Origin of the sequence: Vreelandella salicampi (genome assembly GCF_013415105.1) — a bacterium.
GTDB lineage: Bacteria > Pseudomonadota > Gammaproteobacteria > Pseudomonadales > Halomonadaceae > Vreelandella > Vreelandella salicampi.
In genome coordinates this window covers 39,371-62,375 of the sequence record NZ_JACCDF010000011.1, presented here as the reverse complement: position 1 = coordinate 62,375, position 23,005 = coordinate 39,371, and the positions used below count along the sequence as shown (strand labels likewise).

15 protein-coding genes and 3 tRNA genes are annotated in these 23,005 nt (G+C 57.4%); 15 read left to right on the top strand and 3 right to left on the bottom strand.

Annotated elements, in window-relative coordinates; all coding sequences use genetic code 11:
* The first annotated feature begins 281 nt into the window (after positions 1-281).
* The 5 genes from gltB (at position 282) to eno (ending at position 10,472) form a co-directional block, all read left to right on the top strand.
* Positions 282-4,724: a glutamate synthase large subunit gene (gltB, locus tag HZS81_RS12625; protein WP_179930925.1), complete on the top strand. Its 4,443-nt coding sequence runs from the start codon at positions 282-284 to the stop codon at positions 4,722-4,724.
* A gap of 48 nt (positions 4,725-4,772) precedes the next feature.
* Positions 4,773-6,191 carry an FAD-dependent oxidoreductase gene (locus tag HZS81_RS12620; RefSeq protein ID WP_179930924.1) on the top strand — a complete coding sequence of 473 codons (1,419 nt, stop codon included), beginning with the start codon at positions 4,773-4,775 and terminating at the stop codon, positions 6,189-6,191.
* A 408-nt stretch (positions 6,192-6,599) separates the two neighbouring features.
* Complete coding sequence (locus HZS81_RS12615) at positions 6,600-8,255, top strand: CTP synthase (RefSeq protein WP_179930923.1); 1,656 nt, start codon at positions 6,600-6,602, stop codon at positions 8,253-8,255.
* Positions 8,256-8,261: 6 nt separating this feature from the next.
* A complete protein-coding gene (kdsA, locus tag HZS81_RS12610) occupies positions 8,262-9,128 on the top strand; it encodes a 3-deoxy-8-phosphooctulonate synthase (protein ID WP_179930922.1) in 867 nt (288 codons plus the stop codon).
* A 54-nt stretch (positions 9,129-9,182) separates the two neighbouring features.
* Positions 9,183-10,472: a phosphopyruvate hydratase gene (gene eno, locus HZS81_RS12605; protein ID WP_179930921.1), complete on the top strand. Its 1,290-nt coding sequence runs from the start codon at positions 9,183-9,185 to the stop codon at positions 10,470-10,472.
* Positions 10,473-10,936: 464 nt separating this feature from the next.
* On the opposite strand, the gene fdxA is transcribed toward eno, so the two are convergent.
* Positions 10,937-11,260, bottom strand: a complete 324-nt coding sequence (gene fdxA / locus HZS81_RS12600) for a ferredoxin FdxA (RefSeq protein WP_179930920.1) — start codon at positions 11,258-11,260, stop codon at positions 10,937-10,939.
* 229 nt (positions 11,261-11,489) lie between these two features.
* Positions 11,490-14,054, bottom strand: coding sequence for a DNA mismatch repair protein MutS (gene mutS / locus HZS81_RS12595; protein WP_179930919.1), 2,565 nt, complete (start codon positions 14,052-14,054; stop codon positions 11,490-11,492).
* Positions 14,055-14,151: 97 nt separating this feature from the next.
* On the opposite strand from mutS, the gene HZS81_RS12590 reads away from it, so the two are divergent.
* The 9 genes from HZS81_RS12590 to HZS81_RS12550 all read left to right on the top strand — a co-directional run bounded on the left by HZS81_RS12590 (position 14,152) and on the right by HZS81_RS12550 (position 21,384).
* Positions 14,152-14,664, top strand: coding sequence for a CinA family protein (locus HZS81_RS12590; protein WP_179930918.1), 513 nt, complete (start codon positions 14,152-14,154; stop codon positions 14,662-14,664).
* 97 nt (positions 14,665-14,761) lie between these two features.
* Complete coding sequence (gene recA, locus HZS81_RS12585; protein ID WP_179930917.1) at positions 14,762-15,874, top strand: recombinase RecA; 1,113 nt, start codon at positions 14,762-14,764, stop codon at positions 15,872-15,874.
* Positions 15,875-15,880: 6 nt separating this feature from the next.
* On the top strand, positions 15,881-16,366 hold the full coding sequence (locus HZS81_RS12580) for a regulatory protein RecX (RefSeq protein ID WP_179930916.1): 486 nt from the start codon (positions 15,881-15,883) through the stop codon (positions 16,364-16,366).
* Between the two features lie 146 nt (positions 16,367-16,512).
* Positions 16,513-19,125 (top strand): alanine--tRNA ligase, encoded by a 2,613-nt coding sequence (alaS, locus tag HZS81_RS12575; protein ID WP_179930915.1) that lies wholly within the window; start codon positions 16,513-16,515, stop codon positions 19,123-19,125.
* A gap of 90 nt (positions 19,126-19,215) precedes the next feature.
* Positions 19,216-20,466, top strand: a complete 1,251-nt coding sequence (locus tag HZS81_RS12570; protein ID WP_179930914.1) for an aspartate kinase — start codon at positions 19,216-19,218, stop codon at positions 20,464-20,466.
* A 212-nt stretch (positions 20,467-20,678) separates the two neighbouring features.
* Complete coding sequence (gene csrA, locus HZS81_RS12565) at positions 20,679-20,870, top strand: carbon storage regulator CsrA (RefSeq protein WP_179930913.1); 192 nt, start codon at positions 20,679-20,681, stop codon at positions 20,868-20,870.
* A gap of 146 nt (positions 20,871-21,016) precedes the next feature.
* A tRNA-Ser gene (locus tag HZS81_RS12560) sits at positions 21,017-21,109 on the top strand.
* A gap of 53 nt (positions 21,110-21,162) precedes the next feature.
* Positions 21,163-21,239, top strand: a tRNA-Arg gene (locus HZS81_RS12555).
* A gap of 68 nt (positions 21,240-21,307) precedes the next feature.
* A tRNA-Arg gene (locus tag HZS81_RS12550) sits at positions 21,308-21,384 on the top strand.
* A 199-nt stretch (positions 21,385-21,583) separates the two neighbouring features.
* Here the strand turns inward: HZS81_RS12550 and HZS81_RS12545 are convergent.
* Complete coding sequence (locus tag HZS81_RS12545; protein ID WP_179931008.1) at positions 21,584-22,555, bottom strand: tRNA dihydrouridine synthase; 972 nt, start codon at positions 22,553-22,555, stop codon at positions 21,584-21,586.
* Positions 22,556-22,738: 183 nt separating this feature from the next.
* On the opposite strand from HZS81_RS12545, the gene HZS81_RS12540 reads away from it, so the two are divergent.
* Positions 22,739-22,996: an OadG family protein gene (locus tag HZS81_RS12540; protein WP_179930912.1), complete on the top strand. Its 258-nt coding sequence runs from the start codon at positions 22,739-22,741 to the stop codon at positions 22,994-22,996.
* Positions 22,997-23,005 lie beyond the last annotated feature (9 nt).

Genomic DNA, 23,005 nt, shown 5'->3' with positions numbered 1-23,005 from the left:
TGAATGATCGTTTTATTGTTTTACAAGTTGTTGAAGTTTATCGATTTTTTGCATTTAGGTATTCGCAAGGCACCGATTTTTCGAGGTTTTTGCGTCAATGAAAGGGGTAAGGCGATTGCGCTAGGAGGTAGGTGATGGCTATGCTGAGCGGCCATTTTCTCATCCCAGCGAGCGCTAAAACGGCCACCAAGAGCCAGACAAAAAGGCGGCGAAAATAGAGCAAACCGATCTTTATATCATGAGCTCGCTGTAAATAAAATACGCTTATCAGGGGCACGCCCATGAACAGAGGTCTTCATCAGCCCGGCGAGTTTCGCGACAACTGCGGCTTTGGTTTGATCGCCCATATGGAAGGGCAAGCAAGCCACGACTTGCTGAAAACGGCCATTGAGTCGTTGACTTGCATGACTCACCGTGGCGGCATCGCGGCCGACGGCAAAACCGGCGATGGCTGCGGCCTGCTGCTAAAAATGCCCGTGCAATTTATGCGCGATGTAGCAGCTGACGCTTTAGACGTTGCGCTAGGCGAACACTTTGCCGTTGGCGTGGTGTTTTTGCCCGACGATAACGCCCGCGCTGAGCATGCCCAAGACGTGCTGGAACGTGAGTTGAAAAACCGTGGTCTCGGCGTTGCTGGCTGGCGCGAGGTCCCGGTGGATGCCTCTGTCTGTGGCCCGATGGCGCTAGAGTGTTTGCCGCGCATTCATCAGGTGTTTGTGACACCGGGTAGCGGTGAACATTTCGACGTCGATCTCTTCATGGCGCGCCGTAAGGCTGAGCAAGCGCTGCGCGACGATGAAGACTTCTATATCGCCTCGCTCTCTTCTGAAGTCGTGTCTTATAAGGGCCTGGTGATGCCGGAAGATTTGCCGGCGTTTTACCATGACTTGAACGACCCGCGCCTGGAAACGGCTATTTGTGTCTTCCACCAGCGCTTTTCTACCAATACGGCTCCACGCTGGCCGCTGGCGCAGCCGTTTCGTTTGCTCGCTCACAACGGTGAAATCAACACCATTGAAGCCAACCGCGGCTGGGCCAACTCGCGCAAACAAAACTTTGTCAACGACCGCTTGCCGGATATTGCCGAGCTCGACGAGATCGTCAACACCACCGGTTCCGACTCCTCGAGCATGGATAACATGCTGGAAGTGCTGCTCACCGGCGGCATGGAACTGCATCGCGCCGTGCGTATGATGGTGCCGCCGGCATGGCAGAACGTCGAAACCATGGATGCCGAGCTGCGCGCGTTCTACGAGTACAACTCCATGCACATGGAGCCATGGGACGGCCCGGCCGGCGTGGTGATGACCGACGGCCGTCAAGCGGTGTGTATGCTCGACCGTAACGGCTTGCGTCCGGCGCGTTGGGTGATCACCAAAAACGGCTATATCACGCTCGCCTCAGAAATCGGCACCTACGACTACAAGCCTGCCGATGTGGTCGCCAAAGGCCGTGTTGGCCCGGGGCAGATGCTCGCCGTGGATACTCATACCGGCGAAGTGCTGCATACCGAAGAAATCGATAACCGCCTGAAATCGGCCTACCCTTATAAACGCTGGTTGAAGCAAGAGGCCAACTATTTGGAGTCGGCACTCACCGAGCTTGCCCGTTTTCAGACCATGGACACCGACGCGCTCAACACGCAGCAAAAGATGTTCCAGGTCAGCTTTGAAGAGCGCGACCAAGTGCTGCGTCCGCTGTCGGAAAGTGGTCAGGAAGCGGTCGGCTCCATGGGCGACGATACCCCAATGGCTGTGCTCTCTAGCCGTCCACGCCTTTTGAGCGACTACTTCCGCCAGAAGTTTGCTCAGGTCACCAACCCGGCTATTGATCCGCTGCGCGAAGCGATTGTGATGTCGCTGGAAACCTGCGGCGGGGCTGAGCTCAACGTATTTAAAGCGACGCCCGAACACGCCCACCGGTTGATTTTGACCACGCCGGTGCTGTCGCCGCGCAAGTTCACCGCGTTGATTAACCAGGACGACCCGGCCTTCGCTAGCCATACGTTCTCGCTGGGATACGACCCACAAGCGCAGTCGCTTAAGCAAGCGCTGACCTCGCTCTGTCAGGCCGCCGAAAGGCAAGTGAGAGCGGGTAAGGTGATTTTGGTGCTCTCGGATGCCGACCTGCCTAAAGGGCTAATTCCGATTCAAGCCACGCTGGCGGTAGGGGCGGTGCATACGCACCTTGGCCGCCTGGCGCTGCGCCCCAATGCCAACATCGTAGTGGAAACCGGCTACGCACGTGATGCCCACCAAATGGCGGTGTTGTTTGGCGTGGGCGCCACGGCGGTCTACCCGTGGTTGGCCTATCAGGTCATGGCCGATATGCACCGTGTGGGCGAGCTAACCGGCAACCCGGCGGATTCCCGCGAGAACTACCGCAAAGGTTTGCAGAAAGGGCTGTTTAAAATTCTGTCTAAGATGGGCATCTCGACGCTGGCGTCTTATCGCGGTTCGATGCTGTTTGAAGCCGTCGGCCTCGATGATGACATTATGCATATGTGCTTCCCGGGCATGGCGTCGCGCATTCAAGGCACTGGCTTTGCCGAGCTCCAATTGCAGCAGGAAGCGCTTGGCCGTGACGCCTGGATTGCGCGCAAAGGCATCTCGCAAGGCGGGATGTTTAAGTATGTCCACGGGCACGAGTACCACGCTTACAACCCTGATGTGGTGATGACGCTGCAGCAAGCCGTGCAGGAGGGCAGCTACGCTAAGTGGAAGAAGTTCGCGCAGCTGGTCAATGAGCGCCCGGTGGCGACCATCCGCGACCTCTTGAAGCTCAAGCCTGCTGAAACGCCGGTGCCGCTTGATGAGGTGGAGTCGGTCGAAGCGCTGATTCCACGTTTTGACAGCGCGGGCATGTCGCTCGGCGCGCTCTCGCCGGAAGCCCACGAGGCGCTGGCGCAGGCGATGAACGAGGCGGGTGGTCGCTCCAACTCGGGTGAAGGCGGTGAAGATCCGGCCCGATACGGCACCATTCGCAGTTCCAAAATCAAACAGATCGCCTCGGGCCGCTTTGGCGTTACCCCGCACTATCTGGTCAATGCCGAAGTGTTGCAGATCAAGGTCGCCCAGGGCGCCAAGCCCGGCGAGGGCGGCCAACTGCCCGGCGGCAAGGTCAATCAGCTGATTGCCAGGCTGCGTTATTCGGTGCCCGGCGTGACGCTGATTTCACCGCCGCCGCACCACGATATTTACTCGATTGAAGACCTGGCGCAGCTGATTTTCGATCTTAAGCAGGTCAACCCGGATGCGCAGGTGTCGGTGAAGCTGGTTTCCGAGCCGGGTATCGGCACCATCGCCACGGGCGTGGCCAAGGCGTACGCCGATTTGATCACCGTTTCCGGCTATGACGGCGGTACGGCGGCGAGCCCGCTGACGTCCATCAAGCACGCCGGTTCGCCTTGGGAGTTAGGCCTGCCGGAGGTGCACCAGGCACTGCGGATCAATGGCCTGCGCGACAAAATTCGCCTGCAAACCGACGGCGGCCTGAAAACCGGGCTGGATGTGGTGAAAGCGGCGATTCTGGGCGCCGAGAGCTTTGGCTTTGGTACCGCGCCGATGGTGGCGCTGGGCTGTAAGTACCTGCGTATTTGCCATTTGAACAACTGCGCCACCGGCGTGGCGACCCAGGATGACTTCCTGCGCGGTGAGCACTTCCGCGGCACGGTGGATATGGTCAAGCACTACTTCCGCTTTATCGCCGAAGAAGTGCGCGAGCTGATGGCGATGCTGGGCGTTCGCCAGCTGACCGATTTGATCGGCCGCACCGACTTGCTAGAAGTGCTCGAAGGCAACACGGCGTCGCAGCGCAAGCTGGATTTGACCCCGCTGTTGGCCAATGACTTCGTCCCTGCTGACGCGCCGCAGTTCTGCCAAGTCAGCCGCAACGTACCCCACGACCCGGGCGCTAAAAACCAAGAAGTGCTGGAAGCGGTGCGTGGCGCGGTTGAATCAAAATCCGGCGGCGAATTTACTTTCAATATTACCAACTGCGACCGTAGCGTCGGCGCGCTGACATCCGGAGCGATTGCCAAGCGCTACGGCGAGGCAGGGCTGGAAGAAACGCCGATTATCGCGCGTTTTACCGGCGTTGCCGGCCAAAGCTTTGGTGTGTGGAACGCACGTGGCTTGCATCTGTATTTGGAAGGCGACGCCAATGACTACGTCGGTAAGGGCATGAACGGCGGGAAAATCGTCATCGTGCCGCCGCGCGAGAGTCAGTTTGAAAGTCACAAAACGGCGATTATCGGCAATACCTGCCTGTATGGCGCCACCGGCGGCAAGCTGTTTGCTGGGGGCATAGCCGGCGAGCGTTTCGGGGTGCGTAACTCCGGTGCTCACGCGGTCATCGAAGGCGCGGGCGATCACTGCTGCGAATACATGACCGGCGGCTTGGTCTGCGTGCTGGGGGAAACCGGCGTCAACTTTGGTGCGGGCATGACCGGCGGATTTGCCTACGTGTTGGATGAAGATCGCACCTTCGTGGATAAGTACAACCACGAGCTGGTGGAAATTCATCGGATTAACACCGAGACGATGGAGGCGCACCGCCGCCATCTACGCGAAGTGATCGAAGAGTACGTGGCCGCGACGGGATCAAGCCGCGGCGCCGATATGCTTGAAGACTTTAGCGATTACGTGCGTCACTTCTGGCTGGTTAAGCCAAAGGCGGCGAGTCTGGGCAGCCTGCTTGATCAATCCCGGCGCCATCCGGAATAAGCCGTTTCTGTCTATTAGCTGATGCCCGTCGCCGAGAGGAGTTAGATCATGGCTAACCGTTTAAATAACGATTTTCAGTTTATTGATGTGGGTCGCCAAGACCCGCAAAAGAAAGACGCCCGCTCGCGGGCGAAAGAGTTCGCCGAAATTTATGAGCCATATAAGCCGACTGAAGCAGCGAGCCAGGCGCACCGCTGCCTGCACTGTGGTAACCCCTACTGCGAGTGGAAGTGCCCGGTTCACAACTATATTCCTAACTGGCTGCAGTTGGTGGTGGAAGGCAACATCATCGAAGCTGCTGAGATGTCGCACAAGACCAACTCGCTTCCCGAGGTGTGCGGGCGCGTGTGCCCGCAGGACCGCCTGTGCGAGGGCGACTGCACCCTAAATGACGGGTTTGGCGCCGTGACCATCGGCTCGGTGGAGAAGTACATAACCGATACCGCCTTCGCTATGGGCTGGCGCCCGGATATGTCCAACGTTGAGTGGACCGATAAGAAAGTGGCGATTGTCGGCGCAGGCCCGGCCGGGCTTGGCTGCGCCGATATTCTTGCCCGCAGCGGCGTGAAGGCGGTGGTGTTTGATAAGTACCCGGAAATCGGCGGTCTTTTGACCTTTGGTATTCCTGAATTCAAGCTCGAAAAAAGCGTGATGGAGCGGCGCCGGGCAGTATTTGAGGAAATGGGCGTTGAATTCCGCCTGAACACCGAGATCGGCTCCGATATCGAATTCGACACGATCTTGCAGGATTACGATGCCGTATTCCTCGGCATGGGCACCTACAAGTACATGGAAGGCGGCTTCCCCGGCGAGGACCTGCCCGGTGTGTACAAGGCACTGGATTTTCTGATCGCCAACGTCAACCGCTGCCTCGGTTTTGAGAAAGACCCAGCCGATTACATCTCGATGGAAGGCAAGCGTGTCGTGGTGCTCGGCGGCGGCGATACCGCGATGGACTGCAATCGCACCTCGATCCGCCAGGGCGCCGCAAACGTCACCTGTGCCTATCGTCGTGATGAAGGCAACATGCCAGGCTCGCGCAAGGAAGTCGCCAACGCCCGCGAAGAGGGGGTCGATTTCCTCTTTAACCGCCAGCCGGTTGCCGTGGTTGGTGAAGAAAAGGTGGAAGGCGTGAAGGTCGTGCGCACGCGCTTAGGCGAGCCGGACGAAAATGGCCGCCAGCGGCCGGAAGTGGTACCGGGCTCCGAGGAAGTGATTCCTGCCGATGCGGTCGTCGTGGCCTTTGGTTTTCAGGCCAGTCCCGCGCCGTGGTTTGAAGCCGCCAATATCCAGGTCGATGAGCGCGACCGCGTGAAAGCCCCTGAACATGGCGAGCTCGCTTTCCAAACCAGCAACGAAAAAATCTTTGCCGGTGGCGATATGGTGCGCGGCTCTGACTTGGTCGTCACCGCGATCTATGAAGGCCGTCAAGCCGCCGAAGGGATTTTGGATTACCTCGGCGTTTAAAGACAATCGCCCAATGAATTGGGCTCCTACAACATCCGATGTATGCACCTAGGTCTTGTAGGAGTCCGACTTGTCGGGCGATCCGGCTATCTGCCGGTTATCACTATCGGCGCCTTGATAACGGCTGATCGCCCAATGAATTGGGCTCCTACGGCACTCGAAGCGCGCAACTAGGCTTTGTAGGAGTCCGACTTGTCGGGCGATCCGGCTATCTGCCGGTTATCACCCTCGGCGCCTTGATAATGGCTGATCGCCCAATGAATTGGGCTCCTACCCCCCGGCGCCGCAGCTGTGTGGCTAAAGCGTCTAGCTCGCTAATTGAGCCTTTAGGCGTACTCTGCTATTCTGCCATCCCATCCTGGCGTGGCTTTCTGCCGTGCCTTTTGATCACGTTTCGACAGGTTTTCCATGACACGATATATCTTCGTGACCGGCGGCGTTGTGTCCTCCCTTGGCAAGGGCATCGCGTCGGCCTCGCTGGCGGCGATTCTAGAGGCCCGCGGCCTTAAGGTCACCATGCTCAAGCTCGACCCTTACATCAACGTCGACCCGGGCACCATGAGTCCCTTCCAGCACGGCGAGGTGTTCGTCACCGAGGATGGCGCCGAAACCGACCTGGACCTTGGGCACTACGAACGCTTTATTCGCACCAAAATGACCCAGGGCAACAACTTCACCACCGGCCGCGTGTACGAGCACGTGCTACGTAAAGAGCGCCGCGGTGACTACCTGGGCGGCACCGTGCAGGTAATTCCGCACATTACCGATGAAATCAAACAACGCGTTTATGCCGGCGGTGAAGGCTTTGACGTCGCGCTGGTGGAAATCGGCGGCACGGTGGGCGATATCGAATCGCTGCCTTTTCTGGAGTCGATCCGCCAGATTCGTAGCGAACAGGGCGCCAACCGCGCCATTTTCATGCACCTCACCCTGGTGCCCTACATCAAGACCGCAGGCGAAACCAAGACCAAACCGACCCAGCACAGCGTCAAAGAGCTGCGCTCGATCGGCATCCAGCCAGACATTTTGATTTGTCGTAGCGAAGTGGAGCTGGAAGAGAGTGAGCGGCGCAAAATCGCCCTGTTCACCAACGTGGAAGAGCGTGCGGTTGTGCCGCTGCAGGATGCCGATACGATCTACCGCATTCCGCTGATGCTCCACGAACATGGCCTTGATGAGATCGTCTGCGATAAGCTGCGTTTGGAAGCGGACGAGGCGGATCTCTCCGAGTGGATCAAGGTGCTCGATGCCAAGCTCAATCCGCTGAAGTCGGTCAGCATCGCCATGGTCGGCAAGTACATGGAGCTGCTCGACGCCTACAAGTCGCTCAACGAGGCGCTGATTCACGCCGGTATTCAGGGCCGTATCAAGGTCAATATCGACTATATCGACTCCGAAGATATCGAGCACCACGGCGCCGAGCGCTTGGCGGGGAAAGACGCCATTCTGGTGCCGGGTGGCTTTGGTGAGCGTGGGGTCGAAGGCAAAATCATGGCCGCGCAGTTTGCCCGGGAGAATAAGATTCCCTACTTGGGGATTTGTCTCGGGATGCAGGTAGCAGTCATCGAGTACGCGCGTAATGTCGCTGGCTGGGCGGATGCGAACTCCACCGAGTTCACTCACGACACTCAGCACCCGGTGGTGGGCTTGATCACCGAGTGGATCAACCCCGAAGGTAAGATAGAACTGCGCGATGCGGCTTCTGATTTAGGCGGCACCATGCGCCTGGGTGGCCAAGTCTGCCATTTGCGGGAAGGCACTAAGGCGCGCGATGCGTATAACGCCGATGAGATTGTCGAGCGTCACCGTCACCGCTTTGAGGTCAACAACCAATTTGTCGATGACCTGGAAAAAGCCGGCTTGGTCATCTCGGGTAAAAGCGTCGACCAATCGTTGGTGGAAGTGATCGAGCTTGCCGATCATCCCTGGTACGTGGCGTGTCAGTTCCACCCCGAGTTCACCTCGACGCCGCGCGATGGCCATCCGCTCTTCTCCGGCTTTGTGAATGCCGCCTTTGAGCACAAAACGGTGCGTACCCGCGCCCAGTCCTCTCATCAGGAGTGAGATTTGATGTCGGTAAACAACGAGTCCATCTCCGAGCGTCATATCGCATTTGCCGGCCTAAAGGCCGGCAATTCTTTGCCTCTTATGCTGCTTGGCGGCATGAACGTGCTGGAATCCCGCGAACTTGCCATGGAAGTCGCCCAGGCCTACGTTGACGTCACGCAAAAGCTTTCGATGCCGTACGTCTTTAAGGCCAGTTTTGATAAAGCCAACCGTAGCTCGATTCATTCGTTTCGTGGCCCTGGTATCGAGAAGGGGCTTGCGATGCTGGCCGAGGTGAAGTCGCGCTTTGGCGTACCGATCATCACCGATGTCCACGAGCCATGGCAGGCGGAGGCAGCGGCAGAAGTCGCGGATATTATTCAGCTGCCGGCATTTTTGGCGCGCCAAACCGATTTAGTGGTGGCGATGGCCAAAACGGGCGCGGTGATTAATATCAAGAAGCCACAATTTTTAGCACCCCACGAAATGCGCCATATCCTCAACAAGTTCCAGGAAGCGGGCAATGATCGCTTGATGCTGTGCGAGCGCGGCTCTAGCTTTGGCTACAATAATCTGATCGTGGATATGCTTGGCTTTGGCGACATGAAGCAAACTGGCTTCCCGGTGTTTTTCGATGTCACCCACGCGCTGCAGCGCCCCGGCGGGCGTGCCGATAGCGCCGATGGCCGCCGGGCCCAGGTCGCAGAGCTTGCTCGTGCCGGCGTTGCCGTGGGGCTTGCAGGGCTGTTTTTAGAAGCACACCCCGACCCGGATAACGCCAAGTGTGATGGCCCGTGTGCGTTGCCGCTTGATCAGTTGGAACCATTTTTGACCCAGGTGGCGCAGCTGGATGCGCTGGTTAAAGGTTTTGCCCCGCTTGCCATTCGCTAAGCGAGCGACGGTTATTCAATCGATCCCTTATCGCCAATAAAAAAGGACGCAGCTATGACGAAAATTGTTGAAATTCGTGCGTTAGAAGTACTCGACTCCCGCGGTAACCCAACCGTGCAGGCGCATGTGCGCCTGGAAAGCGGCGCCACGGGCGAAGCCTGCGCGCCAAGCGGGGCCTCTACCGGTTCGCGGGAAGCGCTTGAGCTACGCGACGGTGATAAAGCCCGCTATTTAGGCAAAGGTGTACTTAAAGCCGTTGACGCCGTGAATGGCAAAATTCGCGATGCCTTGTTGGGCATGGATGCGCGCGACCAGCGTGGCCTGGACGATGCCATGCTCACGCTCGACGGCACCGACAACAAAGCGAACCTGGGTGCCAATGCGATTCTTGCTGTGTCTCTGGCGGCTGCTAAAGCGGCGGCCAATGCCAAAGGCGTGCCGCTTTATGCCCATATTGCCGAGCTATACGGCCAGCCGGGCCACTACAGCATGCCGGTGCCGATGATGAATATCTTGAACGGCGGTGAGCACGCCGATAACAACGTCGATATTCAGGAATTTATGGTGCAGCCGGTTGGCGCGCCTAACTTCCGGGAAGGACTGCGCATGGGCGCGGAGATTTTTCATGCGTTGAAAAAAGTCCTCGCCGCTAAAGGCCTTTCGACCTCGGTGGGCGATGAGGGGGGCTTTGCCCCAAACCTGGCATCCAACGCCGATGCATTGGCGATTATTAAGCAAGCCGTGGCCGATGCCGGCTACACCCTGGGCGGCGATGTCACTTTGGCACTGGATTGCGCGTCTTCTGAGTTCTATAAAAATGGACAGTATGATCTTGCGGGCGAAGGCAAACAGTACGACGCCGAAGGCTTTGCCGATTATCTCGCCGGCCTGTGTGCGGACTACCCGATTGTCTCCATCGAAGATGGTATGGACGAGTCAGACTGGGACGGTTGGAAAGCACTGACCGATAAGCTAGGCGACAAAGTGCAGCTGGTCGGTGACGACTTGTTCGTGACCAATACAAAAATTTTGAAGCGTGGTATTGATGAGCAGATCGGCAACTCGATTCTGATCAAGTTTAACCAGATTGGCTCGCTCTCCGAGACCTTGGATGCGATTAAAATGGCCCAAGACGCGGGCTTTACCGCGGTGATCTCGCACCGCTCAGGCGAAACGGAAGACACCACTATTGCCGATCTGGCCGTGGGCACCTGTGCCGGCCAAATCAAAACCGGCTCGCTATGCCGCTCGGATCGCGTGGCGAAATATAACCGCTTGTTGGCCATTGAAGCGGAACTGGGCGATGTTACCTACCCGGGGTTGAAGGCGATTAAGGGGCAATAAGGCTGACGCAAAAATGACGTGTAAGAGATCGCTTCATTTTTTGTAAGAGATCTCTTACAAAAGCCGACGAAATTGACGTTTTAGCTTGTATGTAAAGACGTCGTAGCGTCTATATTCGAGCATAACATGCTGTTTTTAATGAGAAGAGTTTGCCAAAAGCGACCCGATAGGGTCGCTTTTGGCGTTTTTGACCACCTTGAGGCTTTACTTAGATCTGCCACAATGCGCTCAGGACAAGGGAGGCAAGGATGCCTTCAGGCAGGATGCAACGGGATGCTTGGGTGCGCCGGGCGATACATTGATGTTGGCCCTGGCAGGGACGGCACCTTAGGAGATTTGACGCAGGGAGTGTCAGAGGAAGTGCTTGGAGCGGGCGGCCTACGGGCCGCTTTTTTGTGCGCGATGACAAATTCATCCTGAGCCTGTCGAAGGGCGATCAGGCTCAGAGTGAAAAGTGCCCCGCCTTAGCGCTCGAGTTTCTCTAGCTTGCCTGTTTTGCCATCCCACTCTTCGGCATCCGGCAACGGGTCTTTCTTTTCGGCGATGTTGGGCCAGACTTCCGCCAGTTCGGCATTGAGTTCAACAAAAGGCTCTTGCCCATCGGGCAGCTCGTCCTCGGAGAATATCGCCTCGGCAGGGCATTCCGGCTCGCATAGCGCGCAATCGATGCACTCATCCGGGTGGATCACCAGGAAGTTAGGGCCTTCGTAGAAGCAGTCGACCGGGCAAACTTCCACGCAGTCGGTGTATTTGCATTGGATGCAGTTCTCGGTCACAACAAAGGTCATCTTGGTATCCCTCTTGCAGCGCCGGGTGAGCCCGGCGTGGTTTAAGCGTAAGTTAAAGCGAAAATGGTTTTAATCACGGATGGTTATAGATTATCTTTTCTTTATAAGATAAATAGTGTGCGACATTCTAGAGGCGGCGCCGTCTAGCGGCAAGCTCAGTATGCTGGGTAACCCCGTTCGCGCTGAGCCTGTCGAAGCGAACCTGCCGAAGCGCGTGTCGGGCGTTGCCTTACACTTGAGCGCGCCACTGATACAAAAGCTCCAATGCCTGCCGCGGCGATAGCTCGTCGACATTAAGTGTCTCCAATGCCTCTACGACCGGATGGGGCGCTTGGGCAAATAAATCGTTTTGCTGAGGTGTATCAAAACGTTTAACCGCCCCAGGGCTTTCGGTATCGCGCTGCTCTAAGGTGACGAGCTTCTCCCGGGCGCGCTGTATCACCTGCGATGGTACACCGGCTAACTGCGCGACTTGCAAGCCATAGCTTTGGCTCGCGGGGCCGGCTTCGATACGGTGCATAAAGACAATGCGCTCACCGTGCTCGGTAGCGGTGAGATGAATATTGGCCACGCCTTCGGCATGCTCGGGCAGAGCCGTCATCTCGAAATAGTGCGTAGCAAATAACGTCAGCGCCTGTGCGTTAGCCAAATGTTCGGCGCTCGCCCAGGCAAGCGATAAACCATCGAAGGTGCTGGTGCCGCGGCCGATTTCATCCATCAGCACCAAGCTATGCTCGGTAGCATTGTGCAGGATGTTGGCGGTTTCGGTCATCTCGACCATAAAGGTCGAGCGCCCGCCAGCGAGGTCATCGGAGGAGCCAATGCGCGTAAAAATGCGATCCACCGGGCCGATCTCCGCGGCGTCAGCGGGCACAAAGCAGCCGCTATGGGCGAGTAGTGCGATCAGCGCTGTCTGGCGCATGTAGGTGGATTTCCCCCCCATGTTGGGGCCGGTAATGATCAGCATGTGCTGCTCTGGGGTGAGCGTGACATCGTTGGGTACAAACGGTGTCTCGCTGACCTGCTCGACCACCGGGTGGCGCCCCGCGTCGATCTTAAATCCGGTGTTTTCACCCAGCGTAGGGCGCACCCAGTTAAGCGCCTCGGCACGTTCGGCAAAGGCGCACAGCACGTCAAGCTCCGACAGCGCGCGGGACGTGCCCTGAAGTTCATGCAGCGTGGCGTTAAGGTCTTCCAACAGACGGTCGTAAAGCCACTTTTCCCGCGTTAGCGCCCGGGATTTGGCCGAAAGTGCTTTGTCTTCGAATTCTTTAAGCTCGGGAATGATAAAGCGCTCGGCATTCTTCAACGTTTGGCGGCGAATATAGTCGACCGGGGCTTGTTGGGCCTGGGCGCGGGGCAGTTCGATAAAATAGCCGTGAACGCGGTTGTAGCCGACTTTTAAGTTGGCAAGCCCGGTACGCTCGCGCTCGCGGGTCTCGAGCTGAACCAGATAGTCCCCGGCGTTTTCGGCCATGCCGCGCTGCTCGTCGAGCTCAGCGTCAAAGCCGTGGGCAATCACGCCACCGTCGCGAATCACGACTGGCGGGTTTTCCATTAAGGCGCGCTGCAGTGTGTCGGCGATCTCGGGGTAAGGGCGAATATGTGGGCGCAAATTGTCCAGCGCGCTGCCGGTGTCGATATCGCTCAGCGCGTGCTCGAGCTCGGGCAGGGTGGCGAGTGCATCGCGCAGACGCGCCAAATCCCGTGGGCGGGCGCTATAAAGCGCCACGCGAGCGAGAATCCGCTCCACATCGCCAACGGCGCTTAAGGTCTCACGCAAGCTCATGTAAGCGGCGTCGAGGGTTAAAAGCGCCACGCCTGCCTGGCGCTTTTGCACCACCTCGCGCTGGCGCAGTGGCCGGTTGAGCCAGCGCTTTAATAACCGCGAGCCCATGGCGGTGGCGCAGGTATCCAGTACGCTTGCCAGGGTATTGTCTTGCCCGCCGCCTAAGTTGGTATCGATCTCTAAGTTGCGCCGGCTTGCCGCGTCAATCACCACCGTGTCGTCGCGGTTCTCAACGCCAATCGCGGTGACGTGGGGCAGGCGCGAGCGCTGAGTATCGCGGGCATAGTCAATCAATACGCCCGCCGCCACTAGCGCGGTACTTAAATGGGCGCAGCCGAAACCGCGCAGGTCCTGCACTTCAAATTGATCGCACAGGCTGCGCGTGGCGCTTTCCAGGTCATAAAGCCACTCGCCTTGACGGCGCAGGCTGCGCTCGCGGGAAAGCGACTCGGGTAGCGTCAGGTGCTCCGGTACCAGCAGTTCCGCTGGGGATAGACGAGTCAGTTCGGCGAGCATCTCTTCTTCGTTTTCAACTTCCAGCACGCTAAAGCGCCCACTGGAGAGTTCAAGCCAGGCAAGCCCCCAGCGCTCGCCGCCCTGGGCGATCGACGCGAGGACGTTATCGCGACGTGCGTCGAGCAGTGCTTCATCGTGCAGCGTGCCGGGCGTGACGATGCGTACCACCTGGCGATCAACCGGGCCTTTACTGGTGGCCGGGTCGCCAATTTGCTCACAGATGGCCACGGACTCCCCGGCGCTGACCAGTCGTGCAAGATAGCCTTCGGCGCTGTGGTAGGGTACTCCCGCCATGGGGATGGGTTTGCCGCCCGATTGGCCGCGTTGGGTGAGAGTGATATCTAAAAGCGCGGCGGCCCGCTTGGCGTCGTCAAAAAATAGCTCATAAAAATCCCCCATGCGGTAAAACAGCAATACCTCGGGGTGCTCGCGCTTAATCTTTAAATACTGTGCGATCATCGGCGTATGCGCCGGTGTGCTGCTGGCCATGAGTGTCCTAGAATGCGCGTGTTCGTCGAGTATGTGAAATCGTCGGGTGAAAACCGGTATTCTACGCTGAAGTGATGATCGACATGAAGGAGTGACCATGGCGCGAAGCATTGAGAGTTTAAAAAACTTGGATTTAACCCTGCTGGCACAACGGCTCGGCAAATTGTGCACCACCTATCAAGTAGAAGTGAGTGCCGCGGAGTCGTGTACTGGCGGTGGGATTGCCAGTGCCATTACCGCTGTGCCGGGAAGTTCTGCGTATTTCTCGACCGGTTACGTCACCTACTCTAATGCGGCAAAAACGCGCCTTTTGGGCGTGCCCGAGGAGATACTTGAAAGCCAGGGCGCGGTCAGCGAAGCGGTGGTAAAAGCGATGGTGGCAGGCGCTTGCCGCGAAAGCGGGGCGGATTTAGCCGTCGCGGTCAGTGGTGTGGCCGGCCCCGACGGAGGGAGTGACGAAAAGCCGGTCGGCACCGTCTGGCTAGCGTGGGGCGGTGTTAGTGCCCAGCAGGCGGAGTGTTTGCACTTCCCCGGTGATCGCCACGCCGTGCGTGAACAGGCGGTGCGCCAGGGTATCGCGCGGTTGATCGTGGCACTCGACAAACGCTAGCAAAAGAAAAGCGCAGAAAATGCCACCGGGCATTTGTTTATTGACCAATCTTTGGCATACTGCTGGCTAACTATACAGCCTTTATGAGGATCTTCGCATGGCTCAGGACGAAAACCGCACGAAGGCGCTAAACGCCGCACTCAGCCAGATCGACCGTCAGTTTGGTAAAGGCACTGTGATGCGCCTAGGCGATACGCCTCGGGTGGTGATGCCGTCGGTTTCCACCGGCTCGCTCGGGCTCGATATTGCGCTGGGCATTGGTGGCTTGCCGTTTGGCCGCGTGGTGGAAATTTTCGGCCCCGAGTCGTCGGGCAAAACGACGTTAACGCTTTCGGTGATTGCCGAAGCGCAAAAACAAGGCAAAGTATGTGCTTTCGTCGACGCCGAGCACGCCCTGGACCCAAGCTATGCCGAGAAGCTCGGGGTCAACTTGGATGATCTTCTGGTCTCGCAGCCAGATACCGGCGAACAGGCGCTGGAGATCACTGACATGCTGGTGCGCTCCGGTGGCGTTGATGTCATCGTGATCGACTCCGTGGCCGCTTTGACGCCGCGCGCTGAGATCGAGGGCGAAATGGGCGACTCCCACGTTGGCCTTCAAGCGCGTTTGATGTCGCAGGCGCTGCGTAAGGTCACCGGGAACATGAAAAATGCCAACTGCATGGTGATTTTCATCAACCAGATCCGCATGAAAATCGGCGTGATGTTCGGCTCACCCGAAACCACCACCGGCGGTAATGCACTGAAGTTCTATTCCAGCGTGCGCTTGGATATTCGGCGCACCGGCTCGGTGAAATCGGGCGATGAAGTCACGGGTAACGAAACCCGCGTGAAAGTGGTCAAAAACAAGGTGGCGCCGCCGTTTAGGCAGGCCGAGTTCCAGATTCTTTATGGCAAAGGCATTTATCACGCCGGTGAGGTGATTGACCTTGGCGTGCAGTGCAACCTGGTCGATAAAGCCGGCGCTTGGTATAGCTACAAGGGCAAGAAGATTGGTCAGGGCAAAGCCAACGCCGCGCAATACCTGGAAGATAATCCCAAGACAATGGACGAGATTGAAAGCCAAATTCGCGCACAGCTACTCGCGCAGCCCGAGCCGGACAAAGATAGCGGTAAAGACGACGGCAAACGCGATGGCAAAAAGAAAACGGCGGCGGAAGCCTCTGCCGACCAAGCGCCGCTTGAGTCCGATAGCGACGAGCTGCTGTAAGTCGTTATGGCGTTTGGCACTTCCAATACGAGTACATCCGGTAAACTCGAACGCTCGCCCCGCGAGATCGCCATTACCCTGCTGGCTCGGCGTGAATATTCCCGCGCTGAGCTGGCAACCCGCCTCGAGCGCAAAGAGGTGCCGCCTGACGAGATCGACAGCTGCTTGAATGCACTTGCCGAGCAAGGGTTGCAGTCCGATACGCGCTTTGCCGAAAGTTTTATTCGCTCACGCATTTTACGCGGACAAGGCGTGCGGCGTATTGAAAGCGAGCTGCAACAGCGTGGTGTCGATTCCGCCACGTATGCCGCCGCGTTCGCTGAGGTGGTGGCGCAAGAGGACGTGGACTGGTTTGAACTCGCTCGCGAGGCCCTTTCCCGGCGCTTTTCCACCCCCGGCGATACCCCCAAAGAGCGTGCCAAGCGCGAGCGATTTCTGGCCAGTCGCGGCTTTGATTTTGATCAGATTCGCTACGCGCTTTCGACACTTTAACGCCATCCAATGTGGCGATTTTCTTGTGTCTCCCACTAACTGCGGCTTTAGTCGTTTGACAACTGCGCTATAATGGCGCTTTTGCGACCCCGGCGGGTGGCGGCTAAGCGCCCTGGGGCATCACGCTTTCTTGTTACGGATACCCTATGAAAAGCGCAGAAATCAGAACAGCCTTTCTCGACTATTTCGCTCAGCACGGGCACACCATCGTGCCGACCAGCTCACTGGTGCCGGGCAACGACCCGACACTATTGTTCACCAACGCGGGCATGGTGCCGTTTAAAGATGTTTTTCTTGGTCGCGACCCACGCCCTTATGTGCGCGCCACGTCGGCGCAGCGCTGTGTGCGCGCCGGCGGCAAGCATAATGATTTGGATAACGTCGGTTATACCGCACGCCACCACACCTTCTTTGAAATGCTGGGCAACTTTAGCTTCGGCGATTACTTCAAGCGTGATGCCATCCGCTTTGCCTGGTCGTTTCTCACTGAAACCCTCGGCCTGCCTAAAGACAAACTTTGGGTAACGGTACATATCAGTGACGACGAAGCGGAAAAGATCTGGAAAGATGAGATCGGCGTCGACCCCGAGCGCTTCTCCAAGCTAGACGAGGATAACTTCTGGCAGATGGGCGATACCGGCCCTTGCGGCCCGAGTTCCGAGATCTTTTTCGACCACGGCCCTGAAGTGTGGGGCGGCCCACCGGGAAGCCCCGAAGAGGACGGTGATCGCTACATCGAAATCTGGAACCTGGTCTTTATGCAGTTCGACCGCGACGCTGAGGGAACGCTGAATCCGCTACCTAAGCCGTCGATTGATACCGGTTTGGGCTTAGAGCGTGTGGCCGCTGTCATGCAGGGCGTTCATTCAAACTACGAAATCGACCTGTTCCAGAACCTGTTGCAGGCAGCCGCTCAAGCCACCGGCCACTCGGATACCAACACGCCGTCGCTTCGTGTGATTGCCGACCATATTCGCTCGTGCGCCTTTTTGATTGCCGATGGCGTGTTGCCTTCCAACGAAGGTCGCGGTTATGTGTTGCGCCGCATTATCCGTCGCGCGATTCGCCACGGCCACAAGCTGGGCGCGTCCGAGCCGTTTTTCCACACGCTGGTGAGCGCGCTCGATGCGGAAATGGGCGAGGCCTATCCGGAACTGCGTGAAGCGCGTGATCAGATTGCCCGCGTGCTGCTCAAAGAAGAAGAGCAGTTTGCCCGCACGCTGGATCACGGCATGGGGCTTTTGAGCGCCGCGCTCGATGAGCTTGAAGGAAAGGTGTTGCCGGGTGAAACCGTTTTTAAGCTGTACGACACGTTCGGCTTTCCCTATGACCTCACCGCCGATGTCTGCCGCGAGCGCGATGTGACGCTCGACGAAGAAGGTTTTCAGCGTGAATTGGAAGCCCAGCGCGAGCGTGCCCGCGCGGCCAGCCAGTTCGGCGCTGACTACAGCGTGAAAATCGAGCTTGACGGTGAAACGCAATTTACCGGTTATGACAGCCTGGAAGACGAGGCGAAAGTGACCGCGATCGTTGATAGCGAAGGCAACGAGCTTGCCGCGTTAGAGGCGGGTCAAAAGGGCATTGTCGTTCTAGACCGCACGCCGTTTTACGGCGAATCCGGCGGCCAGGTCGGCGATACGGGCTATTTGCATTGGGATGACGGCGCCCGCTTCCAGGTTACCGATACCCAAAAGCAGAGCGGCCACCACCTGCACCAGGGGGTGATGGTCGAAGGAGCGCTCAATGTCGGTGGCCGCGTGCGTCCGCAAGTCGATGCGACGCTTCGCGGCGCGACCGTGCGCAATCACTCGGCGACGCATTTGCTGCATAAGGCGCTGCGAATGGTGCTGGGCGATCACGTGCAACAGAAAGGCTCGCTGGTGACGGCTGAGCGGCTACGTTTTGACTTCAGTCACTTTGAGCCGATGACGCCCGAGCAGCTCGAAGAAGTCGAACGCTTAGTGAACGAGCAGATTCTCGCTAATGCGCCGACCAAAACCGAACAAATGACGCTGGATGAAGCCAAGGACAAGGGCGCCGCTGCACTTTTCGAGGCGAAGTACGCCGATAGCGTGCGCGTGCTGACCATCGGCGCGGATGACTTTTCCATTGAGCTTTGCGGTGGCACTCACGTGGCGCGCAGCGGTGATATCGGCTGCTGCCATATTGTCAGCGAAGTTGGCATTGCCTCTGGCGTGCGCCGCATTGAGGCGATTACCGGCGAAAATGCGCTGGCTTACTTCCGCGAGCAGGAAGCCCGCGTGCAGCGCATCGCTGAGCGTGTTAAAGCCAAGCCTGAGCAGGTGGAATACCGCGTTGAATCCTTGGTGGAGCGCAATCGCAGCTTGGAAAAAGAGCTTGAGCAGGTTAAAGCCAAGCTGGCCAGCGCCGCGGGCAGCGATATGCTCAGCCAAGCCCAAGAGGTCGGCGGCGTGAAGCTACTGGCCACACAGCTTGAAGGCGTCTCCGGTAAAGAAATGCGGGGCGTGTTGGATCAGCTGAAAAACAAAATGGGCTCTGGGGTTATCGTGCTTGGCGTGGCCGATAAAGAGGCCGGTAAGGTCAGCTTGATCGCCGGGGTGACGCAAGACCTCATCGGGCGCGTTAAGGCGGGCGAGCTGGTCAATCATGTGGCCTCGCAAGTCGGTGGCAAAGGCGGTGGCCGCGCGGATATGGCCCAGGCGGGTGGCAGTCAGCCGGAGGCCTTACCCAGCGCGCTGGATAGCGTCCCTGCTTGGTTGGAGCAAGCGCTTAACTAATCGATAAGGCCGGTGGCATGATAGTCACCGGCCTTCCTGTTTGATGACACATTTCACCCTCCATTCCCGAACGTAATAGGAAAACGGCATATGGCACTATACGTACAGAAGTTCGGCGGTACCTCGGTGGGCTCTGTCGAGCGCATCAAGGCCGTGGCGCAAAAGGTCAAAGGGTTTCGCGACCAGGGGCACCAAGTGGTGGTGGTCGTCTCCGCGATGAGCGGCGAGACCAACCGCTTGACCGATATGGCCACGGCGCTCAACAGTGATCCTAACCCCCGTGAGATGGATATGCTGCTCTCCACCGGCGAGCAGGTCACCATTTCCCTATTGGCTATGGCACTGCAGCAGCTCGAAGTGCCTGCAACATCACACACGGGAGCCCAGGTCGGGATCCACACCGATAGCGCTTACACCAAAGCGCGCATCCAGCGTATCGATACCGATGAGCTGAGAGAGGATCTTGATGCGGGCAAGGTCGTGGTAGTGGCCGGTTTTCAGGGTGTGGATGAAGAAGGCAATATCACCACCTTGGGCCGCGGTGGCTCTGATACCACCGGTGTTGCGCTCGCGGCTGCGCTGAAGGCGGATGAGTGCCAGATTTACACTGACGTTGACGGTGTTTATACCACCGACCCGCGCGTTTGCTCTAAAGCGCAACGCCTAGAAACGATCACCGTTGAAGAGATGCTGGAGCTAGCGAGTTTGGGCTCTAAGATATTGCAGATTCGCGCGGTGGAATTCGCCGGCAAGTACAACGTTCCACTACGGGTGCTCTCAAGCTTTGAAGACGGCCCCGGCACTCTTATTGTTGCAGACTCAGACGAAGACGAGGACTCTATGGAAGAACCGCTGATTTCCGGTATTGCCTTTACCAAAAGCGAAGCCAAACTGACCCTATTGAACACGCCCGACGTGCCGGGTGTGGCCTCACGCATTCTAGGGCCGATTGCCGACGCCAATATCGAAGTCGACATGATCGTGCAAAACGTGGCACCGGCCGGTGACTACACCGACTTTACCTTTACCGTGGCCAAAGGCGATTACAAAGCGACCAAGAAGATTCTGGAAGAGCAAGTGATTCCCGATCTCGGTGGCGGTGATCTGCGCGGTGACGATAATATCGCTAAAGTATCGCTCGTCGGTGTGGGGATGCGCTCGCATGCGGGCGTGGCGTCTAAGATGTTCCGCGTTCTTGCCGATGAAAACGTCAATATCCGCATGGTATCGACCTCAGAAATCAAAATTTCTGTCGTGATTGATGAGAAACACATGGAATTGGCGGTTCAAGCGTTGCATAAAGCCTTTGGTTTGGATAAATCGGATATCGAACCTGAGTAACACGGCAATTAGTAACGTAAGATGCGTGAAACCTTCTACGCTGAATAAGGGGTCTCGCTGCCGTGGGGTGGTGGGCTTTCTTTCAACGGGGTGTTCAGGTGTTATGACCCCGTGCCATTGGTGACAGCGATGTCATGGCGCATAATGGCACGGCGCCGTTTCTGGCGGACACATCCCGTTGCAACAAAAAACGTCTGAGAAGGAGATCAGCCATGCTCATCTTAACCCGCCGTGTTGGCGAAACCCTGATGATCGGTGATGAAATTACCGTCACGGTTTTAGGAGTAAAAGGAAACCAGGTTCGCATTGGCGTTAATGCGCCGAAAGACGTTGCCGTTCACCGTGAAGAGATTTACCAACGTATTCAGCGTGAGCGTAGCACCGAAGAGGGTGGCGACGAGTGAGAGCCCCGATGAGCGGGATTTTGCTGATGGCACATAGGGTTGCGTGTCGTAGGGCAATGCCCGTTTTTTGTCGCTGGCGCGAAAAAAATTGGCACAAGGCTGGACAAGTCCACGCCAAATCGGTAATATTCGCGCCGTGCCGTTAAGGAGAGGTGGCCGAGTGGCTGAAGGCGCTCCCCTGCTAAGGGAGTATAGGGTTTATAGCCCTATCGAGGGTTCGAATCCCTCTCTCTCCGCCAAGTGGCATGCTGTCTCATCAACGTAATTCGTTAGATAAGATAGTAAAAGGTAAGCGCCCGTAGCTCAGCTGGATAGAGTACCTGACTACGAATCAGGTGGTCGGAGGTTCGAATCCTCCCGGGCGCGCCACCTTCCTAGAAAGTCACTAATGCACAAGTTTTGATGTAGATGTTTAAGCTCTAGTGCAATAGCGTTAAGCGCCCGTAGCTCAGCTGGATAGAGTACCTGACTACGAATCAGGTGGTCGGAGGTTCGAATCCTCCCGGGCGCACCAGATTATAAACCCGCTCTCAAAGAGAGCGGGTTTTCTGTTTAATAGCCGTTCACGACGAAGTTGCCTATCAGGGTTTATTTTCCTGGCTAGATCGACGGTGGCTCGCGTCGCCGATCTCGCGATCGTGTGTAGCGCCCCACTTATTGTGATAGGGCGCTTTTTTTGGGTCTTGGTCTGCCGTTTTGGCTCTTGATCAAGGCTACGCCTCTAAGGGGGTGTGCCTGTGTTGTGGTTGTGTCGGCGTATCGATCACGAGGCTATCCAACAGAGTCGCCAAGTCGGTGATGCGTTTTAGCCGTTGAAATTGGCGATCAGCTTCAGTGTTGCCCTGGCGCATCTGCGCGAGCCACTGCTTGACGAGTGAGGTCACAACGCGCTCGGGCAGGTTTTGCCGCTGCCAATGAGCGTACTCTGTGAGTACGTTGGCGCGCATAGGCCAGGTGGTATCAGGTAGGCGCTCGCCCGTTAACTGCCAGTGGCGAATGCGAGGCGCAAGCCACGGGTCGGCTAGGGCGCTTCTGCCGAGCATGACATCACGACAACCTGACAGCGTGCGCGCTTTCCAGTAGTCTTCCAGTGTCCAGATATCGCCGTTCGCCACTACGGGGATCTTCACCCGGTGGCGAATTTTGCCAATCCATTCCCAGTGCGCTGGCGGTCGATAGCCCTCGTCGCGTGTACGCCCATGTACTACCAATTGGCAGGCGCCACCGGCTTCTACGGCTTGGGCGCAAGCAATCGCGAGACGACGATCAGAAAAACCCAAACGGATTTTTGCCGTGACTGGAATCTGATCGCCAACGGCATCAAAGACGGCTCTGATGGCAGCGTAAACTCGCTCAGGGCGACGCAGAAGCGACGCACCGCCGTCATGTCGATTGACGAGTTTTGCGGGGCAACCAAAATTTAAATCGATGCTTAACGCCCCCAGTGAGAGCGCTTGGTGAGCGTTGGCGGCAAGCGTTTGGGGGTCTGAGCCGAGTAATTGTAGATGAACAGGCACGCCGCTGGGCGTGGCGGCAGGAAATATTTGTAGTTCGGGGCAATGTTTATAAAACACGCGCGGGGGTAAACGGGCATCGACTACACGGACAAATTCGGTCACCGTCCAGTCAAAACCCGCTTGGCGCGTCAATAAGTTACGGGTAAGCGCATCGATAACGCCTTCCATCGGGGCTAGGCCGATTTTGCCCTTATGTAGTAAATTAACAACTTTGACTTCCACTATGGCGCCATTGCAATCTTTTTTGAGTGTGGCAGTTTATTGTACCACCCTTATCGCGCCAACCGTGGTGATGCCGCTGGGTTTGCTACAAGAAACGCTGTGACCGGCGTGAATTCAGGAGAATACCGAATGCAGAATGCTGAGCTATTAAACGAAGGGCTTGCCTTGATGGCGTTGGGTATGGGGTTCGTTTTTATTTTTCTTACCGTACTGGTCATCAGCGTCACACTGATGTCGAGCACTGTGCGTCGCTTTCATCCCGCCCCTGCTTCATCAGCGCCTGTGCGCCGTGAGCCACCTGCCTCCTCATCACAAGATGATGAAGTGCAGGCAGTCATTAGCGCGGCCGTTCACCGCTACCGTCGCCAAAAAGGGCGTGAATCGTAGCCAGCTTGT

Bases quoted from the DNA above. Each gene is read 5' to 3' on its own strand.
- gltB (WP_179930925.1), top strand. From the start codon at position 282: ATGAACAGAGGTCTTCATCAGCCCGGCGAGTTTCGCGACAACTGCGGC.
- HZS81_RS12620 (WP_179930924.1), top strand. From the start codon at position 4,773: ATGGCTAACCGTTTAAATAACGATTTTCAGTTTATTGATGTGGGTCGC.
- HZS81_RS12615 (WP_179930923.1), top strand. From the start codon at position 6,600: ATGACACGATATATCTTCGTGACCGGCGGCGTTGTGTCCTCCCTTGGC.
- kdsA (WP_179930922.1), top strand. From the start codon at position 8,262: ATGTCGGTAAACAACGAGTCCATCTCCGAGCGTCATATCGCATTTGCC.
- eno (WP_179930921.1), top strand. From the start codon at position 9,183: ATGACGAAAATTGTTGAAATTCGTGCGTTAGAAGTACTCGACTCCCGC.
- fdxA (WP_179930920.1), bottom strand. From the start codon at position 11,260: ATGACCTTTGTTGTGACCGAGAACTGCATCCAATGCAAATACACCGAC.
- mutS (WP_179930919.1), bottom strand. From the start codon at position 14,054: ATGGCCAGCAGCACACCGGCGCATACGCCGATGATCGCACAGTATTTA.
- HZS81_RS12590 (WP_179930918.1), top strand. From the start codon at position 14,152: ATGGCGCGAAGCATTGAGAGTTTAAAAAACTTGGATTTAACCCTGCTG.
- recA (WP_179930917.1), top strand. From the start codon at position 14,762: ATGGCTCAGGACGAAAACCGCACGAAGGCGCTAAACGCCGCACTCAGC.
- HZS81_RS12580 (WP_179930916.1), top strand. From the start codon at position 15,881: ATGGCGTTTGGCACTTCCAATACGAGTACATCCGGTAAACTCGAACGC.
- alaS (WP_179930915.1), top strand. From the start codon at position 16,513: ATGAAAAGCGCAGAAATCAGAACAGCCTTTCTCGACTATTTCGCTCAG.
- HZS81_RS12570 (WP_179930914.1), top strand. From the start codon at position 19,216: ATGGCACTATACGTACAGAAGTTCGGCGGTACCTCGGTGGGCTCTGTC.
- csrA (WP_179930913.1), top strand. From the start codon at position 20,679: ATGCTCATCTTAACCCGCCGTGTTGGCGAAACCCTGATGATCGGTGAT.
- HZS81_RS12545 (WP_179931008.1), bottom strand. From the start codon at position 22,555: ATGGAAGGCGTTATCGATGCGCTTACCCGTAACTTATTGACGCGCCAA.
- HZS81_RS12540 (WP_179930912.1), top strand. From the start codon at position 22,739: ATGCAGAATGCTGAGCTATTAAACGAAGGGCTTGCCTTGATGGCGTTG.